This is a genomic window from Gottfriedia sp. NPDC057991, from assembly GCF_042886615.1.
Lineage (GTDB): Bacteria > Bacillota > Bacilli > Bacillales > Bacillaceae_G > Gottfriedia.
Window position 1 is genome coordinate 720,841 of the sequence record NZ_JBHVQN010000002.1, and the last position, 19,925, is coordinate 740,765.

General features: G+C 33.9%; 22 protein-coding genes. All 22 read left to right on the forward strand.

Translation table 11 applies throughout. From position 1 onward, the window contains the following. Positions 1-77: 77 nt before the first annotated feature. The 22 genes from fapR to dprA all read left to right on the forward strand — a co-directional run bounded on the left by fapR (position 78) and on the right by dprA (position 19,672). The gene (gene fapR / locus ACFVR2_RS10940; protein WP_025568940.1) at positions 78-644 is read left to right on the forward strand and encodes a transcription factor FapR; all 567 of its coding nucleotides are present in this window, start codon (positions 78-80) and stop codon (positions 642-644) included. Positions 645-656: 12 nt separating this feature from the next. Then, on the forward strand, positions 657-1,652 hold the full coding sequence (gene plsX / locus ACFVR2_RS10945; RefSeq protein ID WP_387361556.1) for a phosphate acyltransferase PlsX: 996 nt from the start codon (positions 657-659) through the stop codon (positions 1,650-1,652). A 13-nt stretch (positions 1,653-1,665) separates the two neighbouring features. Further along, positions 1,666-2,616, forward strand: a complete 951-nt coding sequence (fabD, locus tag ACFVR2_RS10950) for an ACP S-malonyltransferase (protein ID WP_387361558.1) — start codon at positions 1,666-1,668, stop codon at positions 2,614-2,616. After that, positions 2,610-3,353, forward strand: coding sequence for a 3-oxoacyl-[acyl-carrier-protein] reductase (gene fabG / locus ACFVR2_RS10955; protein WP_387361560.1), 744 nt, complete (start codon positions 2,610-2,612; stop codon positions 3,351-3,353). The genes fabD and fabG overlap by 7 nt, the downstream gene beginning before the upstream one ends. Positions 3,354-3,420: 67 nt before the next feature. Then, positions 3,421-3,654 carry an acyl carrier protein gene (acpP, locus tag ACFVR2_RS10960; RefSeq protein WP_088012963.1) on the forward strand — a complete coding sequence of 78 codons (234 nt, stop codon included), beginning with the start codon at positions 3,421-3,423 and terminating at the stop codon, positions 3,652-3,654. A 95-nt stretch (positions 3,655-3,749) separates the two neighbouring features. After that, positions 3,750-4,493, forward strand: coding sequence for a ribonuclease III (rnc, locus tag ACFVR2_RS10965; RefSeq protein ID WP_335413833.1), 744 nt, complete (start codon positions 3,750-3,752; stop codon positions 4,491-4,493). 113 nt (positions 4,494-4,606) lie between these two features. Continuing rightward, complete coding sequence (smc, locus tag ACFVR2_RS10970; protein ID WP_387361563.1) at positions 4,607-8,179, forward strand: chromosome segregation protein SMC; 3,573 nt, start codon at positions 4,607-4,609, stop codon at positions 8,177-8,179. A gap of 14 nt (positions 8,180-8,193) precedes the next feature. Beyond that, positions 8,194-9,186 carry a signal recognition particle-docking protein FtsY gene (gene ftsY, locus ACFVR2_RS10975; RefSeq protein WP_387361565.1) on the forward strand — a complete coding sequence of 331 codons (993 nt, stop codon included), beginning with the start codon at positions 8,194-8,196 and terminating at the stop codon, positions 9,184-9,186. A 248-nt stretch (positions 9,187-9,434) separates the two neighbouring features. Continuing rightward, the gene (locus ACFVR2_RS10980; protein WP_387361771.1) at positions 9,435-9,767 is read left to right on the forward strand and encodes a putative DNA-binding protein; all 333 of its coding nucleotides are present in this window, start codon (positions 9,435-9,437) and stop codon (positions 9,765-9,767) included. A 16-nt stretch (positions 9,768-9,783) separates the two neighbouring features. After that, positions 9,784-11,127, forward strand: a complete 1,344-nt coding sequence (ffh, locus tag ACFVR2_RS10985) for a signal recognition particle protein (RefSeq protein WP_335413313.1) — start codon at positions 9,784-9,786, stop codon at positions 11,125-11,127. Positions 11,128-11,262: 135 nt separating this feature from the next. Continuing rightward, positions 11,263-11,535: a 30S ribosomal protein S16 gene (gene rpsP / locus ACFVR2_RS10990; protein ID WP_025569022.1), complete on the forward strand. Its 273-nt coding sequence runs from the start codon at positions 11,263-11,265 to the stop codon at positions 11,533-11,535. A gap of 14 nt (positions 11,536-11,549) precedes the next feature. Beyond that, a complete protein-coding gene (locus ACFVR2_RS10995; protein WP_025569023.1) occupies positions 11,550-11,777 on the forward strand; it encodes a KH domain-containing protein in 228 nt (75 codons plus the stop codon). Positions 11,778-11,873: 96 nt separating this feature from the next. Continuing rightward, positions 11,874-12,026, forward strand: a complete 153-nt coding sequence (locus ACFVR2_RS11000; protein ID WP_387361568.1) for a hypothetical protein — start codon at positions 11,874-11,876, stop codon at positions 12,024-12,026. Between the two features lie 27 nt (positions 12,027-12,053). Next, the gene (rimM, locus tag ACFVR2_RS11005) at positions 12,054-12,569 is read left to right on the forward strand and encodes a ribosome maturation factor RimM (RefSeq protein ID WP_387361570.1); all 516 of its coding nucleotides are present in this window, start codon (positions 12,054-12,056) and stop codon (positions 12,567-12,569) included. Then, positions 12,569-13,315, forward strand: coding sequence for a tRNA (guanosine(37)-N1)-methyltransferase TrmD (gene trmD, locus ACFVR2_RS11010; protein WP_387361773.1), 747 nt, complete (start codon positions 12,569-12,571; stop codon positions 13,313-13,315). The genes rimM and trmD overlap by 1 nt, the downstream gene beginning before the upstream one ends. Positions 13,316-13,445: 130 nt before the next feature. Then, entirely contained in the window at positions 13,446-13,790 is a 345-nt protein-coding gene (gene rplS / locus ACFVR2_RS11015; RefSeq protein WP_025569026.1) for a 50S ribosomal protein L19, read from the forward strand. Positions 13,791-13,945: 155 nt separating this feature from the next. Then, positions 13,946-14,500: a signal peptidase I gene (gene lepB / locus ACFVR2_RS11020; RefSeq protein ID WP_056470894.1), complete on the forward strand. Its 555-nt coding sequence runs from the start codon at positions 13,946-13,948 to the stop codon at positions 14,498-14,500. Positions 14,501-14,545: 45 nt separating this feature from the next. Continuing rightward, a complete protein-coding gene (gene ylqF / locus ACFVR2_RS11025) occupies positions 14,546-15,445 on the forward strand; it encodes a ribosome biogenesis GTPase YlqF (RefSeq protein ID WP_088012952.1) in 900 nt (299 codons plus the stop codon). A 70-nt stretch (positions 15,446-15,515) separates the two neighbouring features. Next, positions 15,516-16,283, forward strand: coding sequence for a ribonuclease HII (locus ACFVR2_RS11030; RefSeq protein ID WP_387361775.1), 768 nt, complete (start codon positions 15,516-15,518; stop codon positions 16,281-16,283). A gap of 371 nt (positions 16,284-16,654) precedes the next feature. Then, a complete protein-coding gene (sucC, locus tag ACFVR2_RS11035; RefSeq protein ID WP_098234358.1) occupies positions 16,655-17,815 on the forward strand; it encodes an ADP-forming succinate--CoA ligase subunit beta in 1,161 nt (386 codons plus the stop codon). A gap of 16 nt (positions 17,816-17,831) precedes the next feature. Further along, positions 17,832-18,746, forward strand: coding sequence for a succinate--CoA ligase subunit alpha (sucD, locus tag ACFVR2_RS11040; RefSeq protein ID WP_056470883.1), 915 nt, complete (start codon positions 17,832-17,834; stop codon positions 18,744-18,746). Positions 18,747-18,805: 59 nt separating this feature from the next. Then, complete coding sequence (gene dprA, locus ACFVR2_RS11045) at positions 18,806-19,672, forward strand: DNA-processing protein DprA (protein ID WP_387361574.1); 867 nt, start codon at positions 18,806-18,808, stop codon at positions 19,670-19,672. The last annotated feature ends 253 nt before the right edge of the window (positions 19,673-19,925 follow it).

Below are 19,925 nucleotides of genomic sequence, written 5' to 3' on the forward strand. Positions count from 1 at the left end.
AACTATTGTAATACGTGGATATTTAATATAAACTGTATTTAATACCTGGTCACAAATTAGTAGTTGAGGTATGTAATATGAGAAGAAATAAAAAAGATCGTCATGAATTGTTAAAAAAAATAATAAAAGAAAATCCGTTTATTACAGATGAAGATTTAGCTAATCAATTATCTGTGAGCATACAAACTATTCGTCTTGATCGTCTTGAATTATCAATTCCTGAGTTAAGAGAGCGCATCAAAAATGTTGCCACTCAGCAATTAGAAGATGTAAAATCACTACCAGTAGATGAAATAATCGGTGAAGTTATTGATATTCATTTAAACGAAAGTGCCATTTCTATATTTGACGTTAAGGAAGAGCATACTTTTAGTAGAAATGGAATTGCCCGAGGTCATCACTTATTTGCCCAGGCTAATTCTTTAGCAGTTGCAGTTATTCATGATGATTTAGCTCTTACAGCTAAGTCCAATTTTGTTTTTATTAAACCAGTAAGAACAAATGATCGAGTAATTGCGAAGGCAAAGGTTTTACCGCAAAAAGGAGACCCAAGGCGTACTACAGTTGATATCAATGGCTATGTTGAAAAAGAACATGTATTCCATGGCTTATTCGAAATGTACCACCGAAGTATTGAAGAATAGGAAGTGAACAAGATGAAATTAGCGATCGATGCAATGGGTGGAGATCATGCCCCAAAAGCCATCGTAGAAGGTGCGATGCTTGCAGTTGAAAAATTAAATGATATACATATTACTTTAATTGGTGATGAATCAAAAATAAAACCATTCTTAACGAATGATAAAAATATAACGATTATCCATACAGATGAAGTAATTGAAGGAACTGAAGAGCCAGTTAGAGCGGTTAGAAGAAAGAAGAATGCTTCTATGGTCCTAATGGCAAACCAAGTAAAAGAAGGTAATGCTGATGCTTGTATTTCTGCTGGAAATACTGGGGCATTAATGACAGCTGGCTTATTAGTTGTTGGTCGAATGGATGGTGTAGAACGACCTGCACTTTCACCTACAATGCCTACTTTAGATGGCAAAGGCTTTGTATTCCTCGATGTAGGTGCTAATGTTGATGCAAAAGCAAACCATTTACTACAATATGCAATAATGGGATCTGTATATGCCGAAAAAGTTAGGGGTATACATAATCCGACTGTTGGATTACTAAATGTCGGTACGGAAGATAAAAAAGGTAATGAACTTGCTAAACAAACATTCCAATTACTAAAAGAAAGTAATTTGAATTTTATAGGAAATGTTGAAGCTAGAGACTTAATGAACTCAGTAGCAGACGTAGTAGTTACAGACGGGTATACTGGAAATGTAGCTTTAAAAGCTATTGAAGGTACTGCACTTGCAATGTTTTCATTAATTAAAGATGCGATGCTTACTAATTTCACATCGAAGCTTGCTGCAGCTGTATTAAAACCAAACTTAAAAGGTGTTAAAAAGAAAATGGATTACTCTGAGTATGGTGGAGCAGCGTTATTTGGCTTAAAATCACCTGTTATTAAGGCTCATGGAAGTTCTGATGCTATGGGAATTTATAGTGCAATTAAGCAAACTCAAACGATGGTTGAACATAATGTTGTAAAACTAGTAAGTGATCACATGGAGAAAATCGAATCAAATTCATAAGGGGGTCACTCCAATGGGTAAAGTGGCGTTTATTTTTCCTGGACAAGGATCACAAAAAGTTGGAATGGGTAAAGATGTAGCTGAGAGCTATAATGAATGTGGATCTATTTTTGAAACTGCTAACGAACAACTTGGATTTAATCTTTCTGAAATTATTTTCAATGGAACTGATGAAGAGTTAACTGCTACATATCATGCACAGCCAGCAATCTTAACAACTTCAATTGCTATGCTTGAGAAGATTAAAACGGCTGGAATTAAACCAGACTTTGTCGCTGGTCATAGTTTAGGTGAGTTTACAGCCCTTGTAGCAGCGAATAGCATTTCATTTGAAGACGGTGTTAAATTAGTACATAAACGTGGTCAATTAATGGAGCAAGCTGTACCAGTAGGACAAGGTGCTATGGCAGCTGTATTATTTTTAGCTCCAGAAAAAATTGAAGAAGTTATTTCTGAAGTGAATAAAAATGGTCATTCTGTAGGTATTGCGAACTATAATTCTCCTACACAAGTAGTTATTACTGGAGATGCAGAAGGTGTACAAATTGCTTCAGGTTTACTAAAAGAAGCTGGAGCTAAACGTGTATTACCTTTAAAAGTAAGTGGACCATTCCACTCATCTTTAATGAAACCTGCAAGCGAAGAATTCCAAAATGAGCTTGGTAAAATAAATGTTAATGATTGTGTAACTCCATTAATTTCAAATGTTACTGCTAAAGTTGTTACAGATGCAAATGAAATTAAGGAATTATTAGTTAATCAATTGTATTCTCCAGTAAAATGGAACCAATCTATTCAAGAATTAGTTGACCTTGGTGTTGATACATTCGTTGAAATTGGTCCTGGAAAAGTTTTAACTGGATTAGTAAAAGCAATCTCTCCATCATCAAAATTAGTAAATGTTTATGATGTTGAAACATTAAACCAATTTTTAAATGAATGGGAGGAAATAAAATCATGCTAAATGGTAAAGTTGCATTAGTTACAGGTGGATCTCGAGGTATCGGACGAGCAATCGCATTATCTTTAGCAAAAAATGGTGCGAATGTAGTTGTTAATTATTCAGGGAATGAAGCGGCTGCTCTTAAAGTTGTAGAAGAAATTACAGCTCTTGGAGTTAAAGCTATTTGCTATAAAGCAAATGTATCAAATGGTGAAGAAGTTGCTGCATTAGTAAAAAATACTGTTGATGAATTTGGTAGTATTGATATACTAGTAAACAATGCAGGTATTACAAGAGATGGTCTTTTATTACGTATGAAAGATGCTGATTGGGATGATGTAATTGATACAAACTTAAAAGGTGTATTCAATTGTATCAAAGCAGCAGCGAAGTTTATGACTCGTCAACGTAATGGCCGCATCATAAATATTAGTTCAGTTGTTGGACAAATTGGTAATCCAGGACAAATGAACTATGTAGCTGCAAAAGCTGGCGTATTAGGTTTAACAAAAACAGCAGCAAAGGAATTAGCTTCTAGAAATATTACAGTTAATGCAATTGCACCTGGTTTTATTGAAACTGATATGACAAATGAATTAAATGAGCAAATCAGAACACAAATGTTATCGAATATTCCATTGCAATCTTTTGGTCAACCAGAAGATATTGCAAATGCAGTAGTATTCTTAGCAATGGATGCAAGTAGATACATTACTGGACAAACAATTAATGTTGATGGTGGACTTGTAATGAATTAGTTTGGCGTTTGCCAAATTTTTATGTATAATGCATAAGTAGACAATCTTTGGGGGGAGGTGAATAATAATGCAAGATGTATTAGAGCGCGTATCAAAGATTATTGTTGACCGTTTAGGTGTAGAAGAATCTGAGATCCAAGTTACAAGCCGTTTCAAAGAAGATTTAGACGCAGACTCATTAGACGTAGTTGAATTAGTAATGCAATTAGAAGATGAGTTTGAATTAGAAATTTCTGACGAAGATGCTGAAAAAATCGTCACAGTTGGTGATGTTGTGAACTACATAGAGAGCAACATGTAATGAGAAAAGTCCCGTATTTTATACGGGACTTCTCATCATTTTCTTGACTAGTAGGTTTAGCAGCATATCAAACTGCTTTTTAGTTGGAGGTAAATATGCCGCATTCAAGAAGAGTAAGAGAATATAAACTTTCTGATGTTGAAAAAGAGAATTTTGTAAAATTACAAAAACAAATAAATATTATGTTTAATAATGAGGGCTTGCTAATTCAAGCGTTTACACATTCATCCTATGTGAATGAGCATCGTAAAAAACCATATGAAGATAATGAGAGATTAGAATATTTAGGGGATGCTGTTTTAGAGCTTACCGTTTCACAATATTTATTTCAAAAATATATTACAATGAGTGAAGGCGAGTTAACAAAATTACGTGCCGCAATCGTTTGTGAACCATCACTTGTGAAATTTGCGTATGAATTAGATCTTGGTCGATATATATTACTTGGTCGCGGAGAAGAATTGACAGGTGGTCGAACGCGTCCAGCATTACTTGCGGATGTTTTTGAAGCATTCATTGGATCATTATATTTGGACCAAGGATTACAAACAGTTATTAACTTCTTATCTCTTCATATATTCCCAAAAATAAACGATGGTGCTTTTTCGCATGTGATGGATTTTAAAAGTCAGTTACAAGAGTTTGTCCAAAGAGACTCCACAGGTTCAATTGAGTATAAAATACTTCAAGAAAAAGGACCAGCTCATAACCGAGAATTTGTTTCAAAAGTATTATTAAATGGTGAAACATTAGGAATCGGTAGTGGTAGATCTAAGAAAGAAGCAGAGCAACAAGCAGCTAAAGAAGCATTATTAAAATTAAAAGAGTCAAGTAAATAGATTAACTAAAAAATCTAGTAGAAACTTGTCGGATAAAAGATAAAAATGACGAATTCCCCCTTTTATGGGGGAGTTTTTGTGTATATAATTAAATCAAAAAAGGGGGAATTCAGTTGTTCCTCAAACGACTAGATATAATTGGATTTAAATCATTCGCTCAGCGAGTTAATATAGATTTTGTAAAAGGTGTTACAGCAGTTGTAGGACCAAATGGAAGTGGTAAAAGTAATATTACAGATGCCATTAGATGGGTACTAGGCGAACAGTCAGTCAAATCATTACGAGGAGCGAAGATGGAGGATATCATTTTTGCTGGTAGTGAAGGAAGAAAACCATTAAATTATGCAGAAGTTACACTGACTTTAGATAATGAAGATCAACAATTACCACTTGAGTATAATGAAGTAAGTGTAACTAGACGTGTTTACCGTTCTGGAGATAGTGATTTTTATATTAATAAACAATCTTGTCGGTTAAAAGATATTGTTGATTTATTTATGGATTCTGGACTTGGAAGAGAGGCATTCTCTATTATTTCTCAAGGAAAGGTTGAAGAAATATTAAGCAGTAAGCCAGAAGAACGAAGAGGAATTTTTGAAGAAGCAGCTGGAGTATTAAAGTATAAAAACCGAAAGAAAAAGGCTGAAGCGAAATTATTCGAAACGCAAGAAAACTTAAATCGAGTTGATGATATTTTATTTGAATTAAGTTCGCAAATCGAACCACTAAGAATGCAAGCTTCAATTGCAAAGGAATACATAGAACATAGAGATGAGCTAGAAAAAGTTGAGGCAGCTCTATTAGTATACGAAATTGAATCGCTTCACCAGAAATGGGAGGAGCTTAAACAGGAAGTTGCCCAAAACTCTGATTTAGAAATTTCGTTATCGACAGAGATTTCGACTGAAGAATCAAAACAACACGAATTACAAGAGAAATTAAATGCATTAGATGAATCAATCGATCAATTGCAACAAGTTTTATTAACCGTTACGAAGAACTTGGAAAAATATGAAGGTCAGAAAGAGCTAATGAAGGAACGAAAAAGAAATACTTCAACTCAATCTGAACAATTAAGAAAACAAGTTGATGAAGTTACTGAACAAATAAACGAGACGAATAAATTGATCGAAGCAGAAAAAGAACATGAAAAATGTTCTCGTCAAAATGTAAACAAAACGAAAACAAATATTGTTGAGATCCAAAATGAGATTACATCTTACGAGGGTGATATCGAAGAACAAATCGAATTAATAAAATCTGATTATATTGAGCTTTTAAATAATCAAGCATCGATTAAAAATGAAAAAACGATGCTTGAAAAGCAAAGCCAACAATACTCAGTAAAATCGAGTCGATTAGATTTAGAAAATGAAAAATACATTCGTCAAAGAGAACAATTACAGTATAGAAAAACCGAATTGCTTAAAGAGAAAGAACAATTTGATTTAACATTTAAAGATTTAAATGAAAAATTTGAATCTCTAAATAAGCAGCTTGATGAAACTTCAACAGTATTAAAGGAAAAAGAAGAATTACTAAATAAAGCTTATCAGTTTATTCAACAAACAAAATCAAGAAAAGAAACACTTGAAGAACTTCAAGAAGATTTTGCTGGTTTTAATCAAGGTGTTAAAGAAATTTTGAAAGCAAGAGGCACAAAACTAGAAGGTATTAAAGGTGCAATTGCTGAACTAATTACAACAAACAAACAATACGAAATTGCTATTGAAATTGCACTAGGTGCAGCAACACAACAAATTGTTGTTGAAAATGACGAGCATGCTAGAAGAGCAATTCAATTTTTAAAGCAGCAACGATTAGGCCGAGCTACATTTTTACCAATGAATATTGTTAAAGCTCGTTTTGTACCAGCTAATGTTATTGAGGGATTAAAAAGAAATCCTTCCTTTATTGGAGTTGCATCATCCCTTGTTAGTTATTCAAGCGAGTATGAGCAAGTGATTCAAAACTTACTTGGAACAGTTTTAATCGCAAAAGATTTAAAAGGTGCAAATGAACTGGCTAAACTCGTTGGACATCGCTATCGCTTTGTCACGCTTGAAGGTGATGTAGTTAATCCTGGTGGAGCGATGACTGGTGGAGCCGTGCGAACTACGAATTCTTCACTTATTGGAAGACAGCGAGAATTAGAGGAGATCACCGTAAAGCTAAAAGATATGCAAGAAAAGACTAACTCGCTTGAGAGTGAGGTTCAAACCCTTAAAGCGACAAATCTAGAAAGTTCTTCTAAAGCTCAAACATTAAATGATGAAATTCTAAAGGTTAAGCAAATAATTGTTTCAATAATGGAACAACTAAAAAGTATCGAATTTGAAGAAAAAAATATAAATGATGCTTTAGCAATCTATGATTTAGAAATGGGAAGTTCAGCAAGTGATTTATTAAAGGTTAAAGACCGTCTAGAGGAATTATCATCGTTAAATGCTAATGTGAAAAATGAGATTAGTTCAAAAGAACAGCAGATAAATGAATTAACTGAACGGAAGCTAAATCAAAAGGAAATTAAAGATGAATTACAATCGAAGTTAACTAGTCTGAAAATTTCACTAGCACAAGAAGAGCAAAAGTTAAGTTATAGTAACGAAAGAATTCGCCAGTTTGTAGAGAATTCTATAAAACAAAAGCAAATTCTTGAAGAAACGAAGGAAAAAATAATTTTCTTATCAAGTGAACTTATGACGAATGAAAATGGTAAGGAAGAGCTCGAGAAAATAATATCGGATACTCGAATCGAATTTTCAAAAACGACGGAAATTATTTCTAAACGTCGAGAGCAACGAATTGCTTACCAAACTGAACTAGAAGATTATGCTCAATCATTACGTGAAAAGCAACGTCAATACAAGTCGCTTTCTGATTTACTAAAACAGCAAGAAGTAAATAGTAATCGACTTGATGTAGAGCTTGAAAATCGTCTAGAACAACTGAATGTAAAGTATATGACTACTTACGAAGCGGCAAAAATGAAATATACACTTGAAATGACAGTTGATGATGCAAGAAAACGAGTTAAACTATTAAAGCTTTCAATTGAGGAATTAGGAACTGTCAATATTGGTGCAATTGATGAGTATGAACGAGTTTCTGAACGTCATGATTTTCTTCAAGAACAAAGAACTGATTTAAATGAAGCAAAAATCACGCTTTACAATGTAATTAGTGAGATGGATGAAGAAATGACAAAACGGTTCGAAACGAGTTTTAGTGCAATTCGTGAAAAATTCCAAGTCGTCTTTACTCAGTTGTTTGGTGGAGGAAGAGCTGATTTAGTTCTAACAGATGAAGAAAATTTATTGTTAACAGGTGTCGATATTGTTGCACAACCACCTGGTAAAAAGCTTCAAAATTTAGGCTTATTATCAGGAGGCGAACGAGCGCTTACGGCAATCGCACTACTTTTTGCTATTTTACAAGTACGACCAGTACCTTTCTGTGTACTTGATGAGGTTGAAGCGGCACTAGATGAGGCCAATGTAGCTCGATTTGCAAAATTCTTAAGATATTTTAGTGAACAAACTCAATTTATAGTTATTACACACCGTAAAGGTACAATGGAAGAATGCGATGTATTATACGGTGTTACAATGCAAGAATATGGAGTTTCTACGCTAGTATCAGTTCGTTTGGATGAAGGCGAAGCATTATTATCGAATGGTAATTAGAAAGGATTGAAATTATGAGCTTTTTTAAGAAATTAAAAGAAACAATCTCAAAACAAACAGAGTCAGTGACTCAAAAATTTAAAACTGGATTAGAGAAATCTAGAAATAACCTTACAGAAGGGTTAAACGATTTATTTGCTAGATACCGTAAAGTAGATGAAGATTTTTTTGAAGAACTTGAAGAAATTCTAATTATGGCTGATGTTGGTGTAAACACAGTAATGGAACTAGTAGAGGACTTGAAATTTGAAGTTAAACGAAAAAATATTCAAGATCCAAAAGGTGTACAAGAGGTTATTTCTGAAAAACTAGTTGAATTGTATAAAGGTGATGATTTAACTGATGATTCAATTGAGTTAAATTTAAATCCTGATGGCTTAACAGTTGTTTTATTCGTTGGAGTTAACGGAGTAGGAAAGACAACTTCAATTGGTAAAATCGCTCATAAACTAAAAACTGATGGCAAAAAAGTTCTACTTGCTGCTGGTGATACATTTAGAGCGGGAGCTATTGATCAATTAGAAGTTTGGGGAGAACGAGTTGGTGTCGATACAATTAAACAAAGTGAAGGTTCAGACCCGGCTGCAGTAATGTATGATGCGGTTCAAGCTGCAAAAGCTCGTAAAGTAGATGTTTTACTTTGTGACACAGCAGGCCGCCTACAAAATAAAGTAAACTTAATGAAAGAACTTGAAAAAGTGCGTAATGTCATTGCTAGAGAAGTGCCTGGTGCACCACACGAAGTATTACTAGTAATTGATGCAACAACTGGCCAAAATGGTCTTGTTCAAGCAAAAACATTCTCTGAAGCAACAAATGTCTCTGGCATCGTCTTAACGAAACTAGACGGAACGGCTAAAGGTGGTATTGTTTTAGCAATCCGAAACGAACTAAAAGTACCAGTAAAATTTGTCGGGCTTGGAGAAAAAATGGACGACCTACAACCATTCCAAGCAGAACAATTTATATATGGCCTATTTGGAGATTTAATGAATAAAGAAGCATAATGTAAATTAAGAAATGACGTGGATATGTTTAAATTGAAAAACATATCCACTTTTTTAAATTTGTGCAAAAAAAAATATCGTTAATTTCAACTTTATTTAGTTTATGATAAAAGTTCAAATTAATTTTGCAGGTTTGATTTTTTTAATCGTCAAGTAAAAAACTTGACAGATATTTGTGTATTAGGTAAACTAACATATGTAAAGGCAAATCACTTAACAAAGGAGTGATAGTTTTGGCAAATCATACAATGTTAGATAAGACGATGAGAATCAATTATCTATATGATTTTTATCATTCTCTTTTAACTCCTAAACAACAAAGCTATATGTCATTATATTATTTGGATGACTATTCTTTAGGTGAGATTGCGGAAGAGTTTAACATAAGTCGACAGGCGGTTTATGATAATATAAAACGGACTGAAGCTATGTTAGAAGAATATGAAGAGAAATTATTACTTCTAAAAAAATTTCAACAACGAAATGAACTTTTAAATCATTTGAAAACTTATGCTAAAACAGGTAAAGTTGTAGATGACGAGTTTCTTCGAGTAATCGATGAGTTAGAGAAATTAGAATAATAAGGAGGACGGTTTTATGGCATTTGAAGGATTAGCCGACCGACTTCAAAAGACATTACAAAAGGTTCGAGGCAAAGGTAAAGTATCTGAATCTGATGTCAAGGAAATGATGAGAGAAGTTCGTCTTGCTTTACTTGAGGCGGATGTTAACTTTAAAGTTGTTAAAGATTTTGTGAAACGTGTTTCTGAACGAGCTGTAGGACAAGAAGTATTACAAAGCTTAACACCTGGTCAACATGTTGTAAAAGTAGTTCAAGAAGAACTAACAGCTTTAATGGGTGGAGAACAAAGCAAAATTGCTGTTGCAAATCGCCCGCCGACTGTAATTATGATGGTTGGTTTACAAGGTGCTGGTAAAACAACAACGACTGGTAAATTAGCGAATTTACTTCGAAAAAAGTACAATCGTAAGCCACTTTTAGTTGCAGCAGATATATACCGTCCTGCCGCGATTAAACAGCTTCAAACATTAGGTAAACAATTAGATTTGCCAGTATTTTCATTAGGTGATCAAGTAAGTCCGGTTGAAATTGCGAAACAAGCGATTCAACACGCTAAGGATGAACATCATGACTATGTCCTAATTGATACTGCAGGTCGTTTACATATTGACGAAGGTTTAATGGAAGAACTTGCACAAATTAAAGAACTTTCAAAACCTGAAGAAATCTTCCTTGTTGTTGATGCAATGACAGGACAAGACGCAGTCAATGTGGCACAAAGCTTTAATGATCAATTAGGTTTAACTGGAGTCGTTTTGACGAAGCTTGATGGCGATACTCGTGGTGGTGCCGCATTATCAATTCGTGCAGTGACGAATACTCCAATTAAATTTGTTGGACTTGGTGAAAAACTAGATGCAATTGAGCCGTTCCATCCAGAACGAATGGCATCACGTATTCTAGGAATGGGTGATGTGCTTACTTTAATTGAAAAGGCACAAGAAAACGTAGACCAAGAAAAAGCAAAAGAGATGGAACAAAAATTAAGAAATGCATCTTTTTCTTTAGATGATTTCTTAGACCAACTTTCTCAAGTTAAAAAAATGGGACCACTTGGTGATATTTTAAAAATGATGCCAGGTGCAAACAAAATTAAAGGATTGAATGATGTGCAAATTGACGATAAACAAATCGCTCATGTAGAGGCAATTATTCAATCGATGACAAAGCAGGAAAAGCTTACACCAGATATTATTAACTCTAGTCGCAGAAAGCGAATAGCTAGAGGTTCTGGTCGCCCTGTACAAGAAATAAACCGTTTATTAAAACAGTTTGAAGAAATGAAAAAAATGATGAAAATGATGGGCGGCATGCAAAAAGGGAAGAAGAAAGGTTTTAAATTTCCGGGCTTATTCTAATCTATTTGTATAATTTTCCAACATTTAAACATCATTTAATAAAAAATTATGCTGTTAAGAAATTTTACTTTACAAACAGTATTGGTTTTTGATAATATATAAATCGTTGTAAATATTTTCGGAGGTGCTTTAAAAATGGCAGTTAAAATTCGTTTAAAACGTATGGGAGCTAAAAAATCTCCTTTTTACCGTGTAGTAGTAGCAGACGCTCGTTCTCCTCGTGATGGACGTTTCATCGAGGAAATTGGAACTTACAATCCAGTTGCTCAACCAGCTGAAATCAAAATTAACGAAGAAGCAGCATTAAAATGGTTAGGAACAGGTGCTAAACCATCTGATACAGTTCGTAACTTATTCTCTAAAGCTGGTATCTTAGAGAAATTCCACAACGCTCGCAACGGCAAGTAATTATGGAAAAAAAGATGAATACACTCATAAATGCAATTGTTTCAAGTCTTGTAGATCATCCAGAGGATATTTCACTTCAAGTTAAAGAAGATGAGAACAATCTATTCTTTCATTTACAGGTAAACCCTGAAGATGCTGGTAGAGTGATTGGCAAACATGGTAAAATTGCTAAAGCGATTCGTACGGTTGTATATGCAGCAAGTAATGAACACGCAAAACGTATTCACTTAGATATTCAGTAATGTAAAACGGTCCTTGGCTATAGCTAAGGACCGTTTTCAACATTACAGAGTTTTACTTAGAAAACCGAATATAATGTGGTGTGGTAGCCACTTTTTATGAAAAGGATACAGTCGTTTATTCAAAAGGTAGCTTTTGATACTTTAATGACTTTAAGATATGCTATACTTGGCATTAGGCAAGCTGTATTAACCGTTGAAGTCTCAGGTAGACATATATACAATCTAAATGGTCAAACTAATAATGAATAGAAGAAATTTTAATATAGAGGTAAAAGAATGAAAAAATATTTAAATGTCGGAAAAATTGTAAATACACATGGAGTTCGAGGAGAAGTTCGTGTTATTTCAAGAACTGATTTTCCAGAGAAACGTTACGTAAAAGGTAATACACTATATTTCTTTAAAGAAAACGAATCGACACCAATTGAATTAATCGTAACAAGTCACCGTGTACATAAAAATTTTGATTTACTTACATTTGAAGGGTATGAGTCTTTAAACTCTGTAGAACCACTTAAAAATGGGATTTTAAAGATTACTGAAGATCAATTACACGAGCTAAGTAAAAATGAGTACTATTACCATGAAATCATTGGTTGTGTTGTTGAGACAATTGATGGAGAAGAAATCGGAAAAATAAAAGAAATATTATCTCCAGGTGCAAATGATGTTTGGGTTATACAAAGAAAAGGTCAAAAAGATGCCCTTATTCCTTATATCGAGCAAATTGTGAAAGAAATAGACGTGGAGAATAAAAAAGTTAAAATCGAATTAATGGAAGGTCTTTTATGATGAAATTAGATTTTCTAACCCTTTTCCCAGAAATGTTTGAAGGTGTTTTAAATTCTTCTATTTTAAAAAAAGCACAGGAAAAAGAGGCTGTTAAGTTTCGTTGTGTAAATTTTAGAGATTTCTCCACAAATAAACATTCAAATGTTGATGACTATCCATATGGTGGCGGGGCTGGTATGGTACTAGCTCCACAGCCGATTTTTGATGCAGTTGATGAATTAGTATCAAAAAGTGAAAATAAGCCGAGGGTAGTCCTTCTATGCCCTCAAGGAGAGCGATTTAGTCAACGTAAAGCTGAAGAGCTTGCAAAAGAGGAGCATTTAATCTTTATTTGTGGACATTATGAAGGTTATGATGAACGAATTCGTGAACATATAGTGACGGATGAAATTTCAATTGGAGATTATGTATTAACAGGTGGAGAACTAGGTGCTATGGTAATTGCTGATAGCGTTGTTCGTTTATTACCTGGGGTACTTGGTAATACAACTTCAAAAATTGAAGATTCGTTTAGTACAGGTTTATTAGAGCATCCTCATTACACAAGACCTGCCGATTTTAGAGGCCATAAAGTACCAGATGTTTTATTATCTGGAAATCATGCTCTAATCGAAGAATGGCGAACAAAACAATCTTTTAAACGAACGATAACGCGTCGTCCAGATTTACTTGGAAACTACTCACTTTCTAAAAAAGAGTCACAATGGATGGATCAAGTAAAAGAAGAATTAAAACAAGAAAACTAGTTGCGTGCACTAATAGAATATGTTAATATAACTTGTGGCTTGAGTAAATACTTAAGCCTTTATTCTCGGTGTTCCGCTGCGAGTCACTAAATCTTGTAAGAGCATCGGTTGGAAAAGGAGAGCATAAATTATGCAAAATTTAATCAACGAAATTACAAAAGAACAACTAAGAACTGACTTACCAGCATTCCGTCCTGGTGATACTGTACGAGTTCACGTTAAAGTTGTTGAGGGTACTCGTGAGCGTATCCAATTATTCGAAGGTGTAGTTATTAAACGTCGTGGTGGCGGAATTAGCGAAACTTTCACAGTTCGTAAAATTTCTTACGGAGTTGGTGTTGAACGTACGTTCCCAATTCACACTCCAAAAATTGCTAAATTAGACGTTGTTCGTCGCGGTAAAGTACGTCGTGCTAAACTTTACTACCTACGTGCACTTACTGGTAAAAAAGCAAGAATTAAAGAACTTCGATAGTCTTTTGAAAGGAGCTTGTATAAAACAAGCTCCTTTTTTTCCAATATTTGTAGATTATGGATATAATAAAAAGTAAAATAGAATACATAAATAAAGTTATTAACTTTACTGGTTTATAACTGCAAAACGTATGGTTATTAAATGGAGGGATTAGGTTGAAAGAAAGCAATAGTGGTGGAATTTGGGAATTAGTTAAAACAATTTTTATTGCGCTTGTACTTGCACTTGGTATTCGAACATTCCTTTTTACACCGGTTTTAGTTGACGGGATCTCAATGATGCCAACACTACAGGATCAAAGTAGAATGATTGTAAATAAAATCGTATACAAACTACATGAACCTAGACGTTTTGATATTGTAGTCTTCCATGCTACAAAGGAAAAAGATTATATTAAACGAGTAATTGGATTACCAGGTGACACAGTAGAATATAGAAACGATGTCCTATATGTAAACGGTAAACCGTATAAAGAACCATATTTGAACGAATATAAAAAAGAAACGACAGATGGTCCTCTAACTGAAGACTTTAAGTTAGAAGAGATTACTGGTAGAAAAACTGTACCTAAAGGACAAGTATTCGTTTTAGGTGATAATCGTCGATTAAGTAAAGATAGTCGTATTATCGGAACAGTTAGTCAAAAAGAAATTTTAGGCCGAGCAAGTTTTGTTTTTTGGCCTTTATCTGAGGTTGAAATGGCTAAATAAAAGCCAAATTAATCTTGATTATTCAATGTATAAGAAGGTGGCAACATGACGATTCAATGGTTTCCGGGCCATATGGCAAAAGCTAGAAGACAGGTTACAGAAAAACTTTCATTAATTGATGTTGTAATTGAATTAGCGGATGCAAGGGTACCTGCAGCTTCTAGAAATCCAATGATCGATGAAATAATTTCAAATAAACCAAGATTACTTTTGTTAAATAAAGCGGATTTAGCAGATCCAAGAATTACTCAGCAATGGTTAGCTCATTATGAAAAACAAGGCGTAATGGCAATTGCTATTGATGCGGCATCTGGACAAGGGTTAAAAGCAATTATTTCTTCCTGTGAAATACTCGTAAAAGAGAAATTTGATAAAATGAGATCAAAAGGGATTAAACCTCGCGCAATTCGAGCGTTAATTGTTGGAATCCCGAATGTTGGTAAATCGACTTTAATCAACAAGCTCGCACGAAAAAATATTGCTAAAACTGGTGACCGTCCAGGCGTAACACAAGCACAGCAGTGGATAAAAGTAGGGAAAGAAATTGAACTACTTGATACTCCAGGTATATTGTGGCCTAAATTTGAAGACCAACTTGTAGGACTTCGTTTAGCAACTACAGGAGCAATTAAAGATAGTATCATTAACCTACAAGAGGTAATGATTTATGCGATTAAATATTTAAGAGAGTTTTATCCAAATGTGTTAAAAGAAAGATATGACATGAATGAGGAAGTTTTATTTTCTGAAGAAGTCGTCGATATTTTTGATCATATTGGAAAGAAACGTGGATTACTTATGTCAGGCGGAATTATAGATTATGATAAAACATCTGATTTATTTTTACGTGAGCTAAGAGCGGGGAAATTAGGAAGATTAACTTTCGAAAATCCATCAATGCTTGAAGTGACTGATGAAATATTAGAAGAAAGTGCGCAAGATTAAGCGTACTTTCTTCTTTTTTAATGAAAATTTTACGGTTCAAACTTAAACATGTGTATAAAAGGAGTTCTAAATTATGTCTCTGAAAATAGATGAAATAAAAAATATACTAAGTGAATTAACTGACCCAACGAATGAACTCTTAAAAGACTTAGAAAGTGATCAAAGAATTGGTGTGCAAAAGCTAGTCGCTAAATGGTATAGAGAACAAGAAAAAAAAGATTTAGCTAGAAAGAAATTCCTTAAAATGATGGAATATGAACAGAATCTTTATAACCAAAATATAAAGTTAATTGCGGGGGTAGATGAAGTTGGTCGCGGTCCATTAGCTGGTCCTGTTGTAGCAGCAGCAGTAATTTTAGCGGAAAATACTGAGCTAATTGGATTAGATGATTCAAAAAAATTATCGAAAGAGAAACGACAGTATTTCGTAAAGCGAATCAAGGCAGAAGCAATTTCTTACGGAGTTGGTATGGCCAGTTCAACTGAAATAGATAAAATCAATATTTATGAAGCAACTAAATTAGCGATGAGACGTGCGATCGAACAACTTACTCATTTGCCTGAACATTTATTAATTGATGCAATGAAACTTCCACTGGATATTTCTCAAACATCAATCATTAAGGGTGATGCAACAAGCATCAGTATAGCTGCTGCATCTGTACTTGCAAAAGAAACTAGGGATTCTTTAATGTACGAACTTAGTTTAAAGCATCCAAACTACGGCTTTGAAAAGCATATGGGATATGGAACAAAGGAACATCTAAAAGCGATCGATGAGCATGGAATCATTAATGAACATAGAAGGTCCTTTGCACCAATAAAAGAAAAAGTTTGATTGTAAAAAAATTGGTAGTTAACTTACATCAATTTACTGAACTGGACTAAAATATAAAAGATTAACGACGCTTAAGATTACATAATATTCTAAGTTTATATTAGGTAGATAAATGAATCGAAATGATGTAAACCTAAAATCAAAAATGATCCGACTGTCGTTAATCTATTTTTTATAGAATAAAGATAAATTATTGGAAAAATAATATTGTAATATGATAAACTACATTGACTATTGTATATGAAAGGGTTTTCTATAGAAAAACATAGAATATTTAATTCTTTTCTACTAAAGTATTTACAGTATATTCTGTAAGAGATACAATAGGAATGTGTTTTAATTTGTCTTGTTCTAAAAGGGGAGGATGGATCATGAATATCCATGAGTATCAAGGGAAAGAAATCCTACGAAGCTATGGCGTAAAAGTACCAAACGGTAAAGTTGCATTCACAGTTGAAGAAGCAGTAGAAGCAGCGAAAGAATTAGGTACAGCTGTATGCGTAGTAAAAGCTCAAATTCACGCTGGTGGCCGCGGTAAAGCGGGTGGCGTAAAAGTAGCGAAAAATTTAGATGAAGTAAATACATATGCTAGTGAAATTCTAGGTAAAGTATTAGTTACTCATCAAACTGGACCAGAAGGTAAGGAAGTTAAGCGCTTACTTATCGAAGAAGGCTGCGATATTAAAAAAGAATATTATGTTGGTTTAGTTTTAGACCGCGCTACTTCACAAGTTGTATTAATGGCTTCTGAAGAAGGTGGAACTGAAATTGAAGAAGTAGCAGAAAAAACACCTGAAAAAATCTTTAAAGAGTATATTGATCCAGCAGTAGGTCTACAAGGCTTCCAAGCTCGTCGTATTGCGTTCAATATCAACATTCCAAGCAACTTAGTAAACAAAGCTGTTAAGTTCATGATGGGCTTATATGCTGCGTTTATCGAAAAAGATTGCTCAATTGCTGAAATTAACCCATTAGTAGTTACAGGTGATGGAGAAGTAATGGCATTAGATGCAAAGTTAAACTTTGACTCAAATGCTTTATATCGTCATGCAGACATTTTAGCTTACCGTGACTTAGAAGAAGAAGATCCAAAAGAAATCGAAGCTTCTAAGTATGACTTAAACTATATTTCTTTATACGGAAATATCGGATGTATGGTTAATGGTGCTGGTCTAGCAATGGCTACAATGGATATCATTAAACACTACGGTGGAGATCCGGCTAACTTCCTTGATGTTGGGGGCGGTGCTACAGCTGAGAAAGTTACAGAAGCGTTTAAAATCATCCTTTCTGACCAAAATGTTAAAGGTATTTTCGTTAATATCTTCGGTGGCATCATGAAGTGTGATGTTATTGCTGAAGGTGTAATCGAAGCAACTAAACAAGTTGGTTTACACTTACCATTAGTTGTTCGTTTAGAAGGAACGAATGTTGAATTAGGTAAGAAGATTCTTAATGAGTCAGGCTTAAACATTGTTGCAGCAGATTCAATGGCGGATGGCGCTGAAAAAATCGTTGCACTTGTAGGCTAAGAAAGGGAGGATAAAAATGAGCGTATTCATTAATAAAGATACAAAAGTCATTGTACAAGGTATTACTGGTTCACAAGGCTTATTCCATACAACTCAAATGTTAGAGTATGGTACTAAAATCGTTGGTGGTGTAACTCCTGGTAAAGGTGGAACTGACATTGCTGGCGTACCTGTATTCAATACAGTTAAAGATGCAGTTGAAGCTACTGGTGCTAATGCATCTGTAATCTACGTACCACCAGCATTTGCTGCTGATGCAATCATGGAAGCAGTTGATGCAGAATTAGATATCGCTATTTGTATTACAGAAGGTATTCCAGTACTTGATATGGTAAAAGTTAAAAAGTACATGGAAGGCAAAAAGACTAGATTAGTTGGTCCTAACTGTCCTGGTGTTATCACTCCAGATGAGTGTAAAATTGGTATCATGCCTGGTTACATTCATAAAAAAGGTCATGTAGGAATTGTATCACGTTCTGGTACATTAACTTATGAAGCTGTACATCAATTAACTCAAGCTGGTATTGGTCAATCTACAGCTGTAGGTATTGGTGGAGACCCTGTAAATGGAACAAACTTCATCGATGTATTAAAAGCATTCAATGAAGATCCAGAAACTTATGCAGTTATTATGATTGGTGAAATCGGTGGAACTGCAGAAGAAGAAGCTGCTGAGTGGGTACAAGCTAATATGGCGAAACCAGTAGTAGGATTCATTGGCGGTCAAACAGCTCCAGAAGGTAAACGTATGGGACATGCTGGTGCAATCATCGCAGGCGGTAAAGGTACTGCTAAAGAGAAAATGGCTACAATGGAAAGCTGTGGCATTAAAGTTGCACTTACTCCTGCAGTAATGGGCGAAACTTTAATTGGTGCATTAAAAGAGCGTGGCTTATATGAACAATGTAAGACACATGAAGCTTTAGTATAAGAATGATAAAATAAGTAGCCTCCGTTAGGAGGCTACTTTCTTATAAGAAAGGAGAATGTATGAAAAAGAAAATTAGACTTATTCATTTGCATCATTTTTTATTTGAAAACTATCAAGCAATCAAGAAGATTCTTCTTTATGATCCACATTTAGAAAACCTCTATCAATACTCACCTTCTACATTTAAAACTACATTTCAAATGACTTCTAAAGCCGCCGAAAAATTATATGATCAACTTCATTCAACTTCCATTTTTGATATTTTAAAAGAAAGCTATAAAAAAAATATTAAAATTATTACAATTTATGATGATTTATATCCGGATTTGTTGAGAGAAATATGTGACCCTCCGTTTGTTTTATATTTAAAAGGTAATCAAAATATCCTTAATGAACAATTTATGTTGAGTATAATTGGAGCTAGAAAACCAACGTTATTTGCGAAAATTATATGTGATTCGATAATTTTAGGTCTAATAAAAGAAAATTGTGTTATTGTAAGTGGAATGGCATCTGGATGCGATTCAATTGCACATAATTCAGCTATTTTCCACAACGGAACAACGATTGCAGTTGTCGGATGTGGGTTAGACTATATTTATCCGAAAGAAAACCGTATCTTATTTAATGAAATATCGTTAAATCATCTAGTAATTAGCGAATATCCATACTATATTAGACCAGAAAAAAGATACTTTCCTAGAAGAAATAGAATTATTGCTGGGTTATCAAAAGGTTTAATCGTTTTAGAGGCTAAAGAGAAGAGCGGGACGATGATTACTGCAAATTTTGCAATTCAATACAATAGAGAGGTATTTGCAGTGCCAGGTCCGATTATAATGGAAGAATATAAAGGAAATCATCGACTAATTCAGGATGGAGCGAAATTAATTACATGTACAAATGATATTTTGGAGGAATTTTAGGAATATACTAAAAAATAAAAAAATATGTTTATATTACAAAATATTGACAATACTAATGCGACTTGTGTTATTTTATATCTAAATAAAATTTGACTAATGTATAGAATAAACTATACAATTTGAAATTGTATGAAGGAAAATCAAAAATATAAATTGAACTCTTCTTATTATGAATCGATTTTGAGAATACATAAGAATAAAAGTAAGAAATAAGGAATACAGAGAGTAATGAATAGGAAACTCTCGGGAGGCT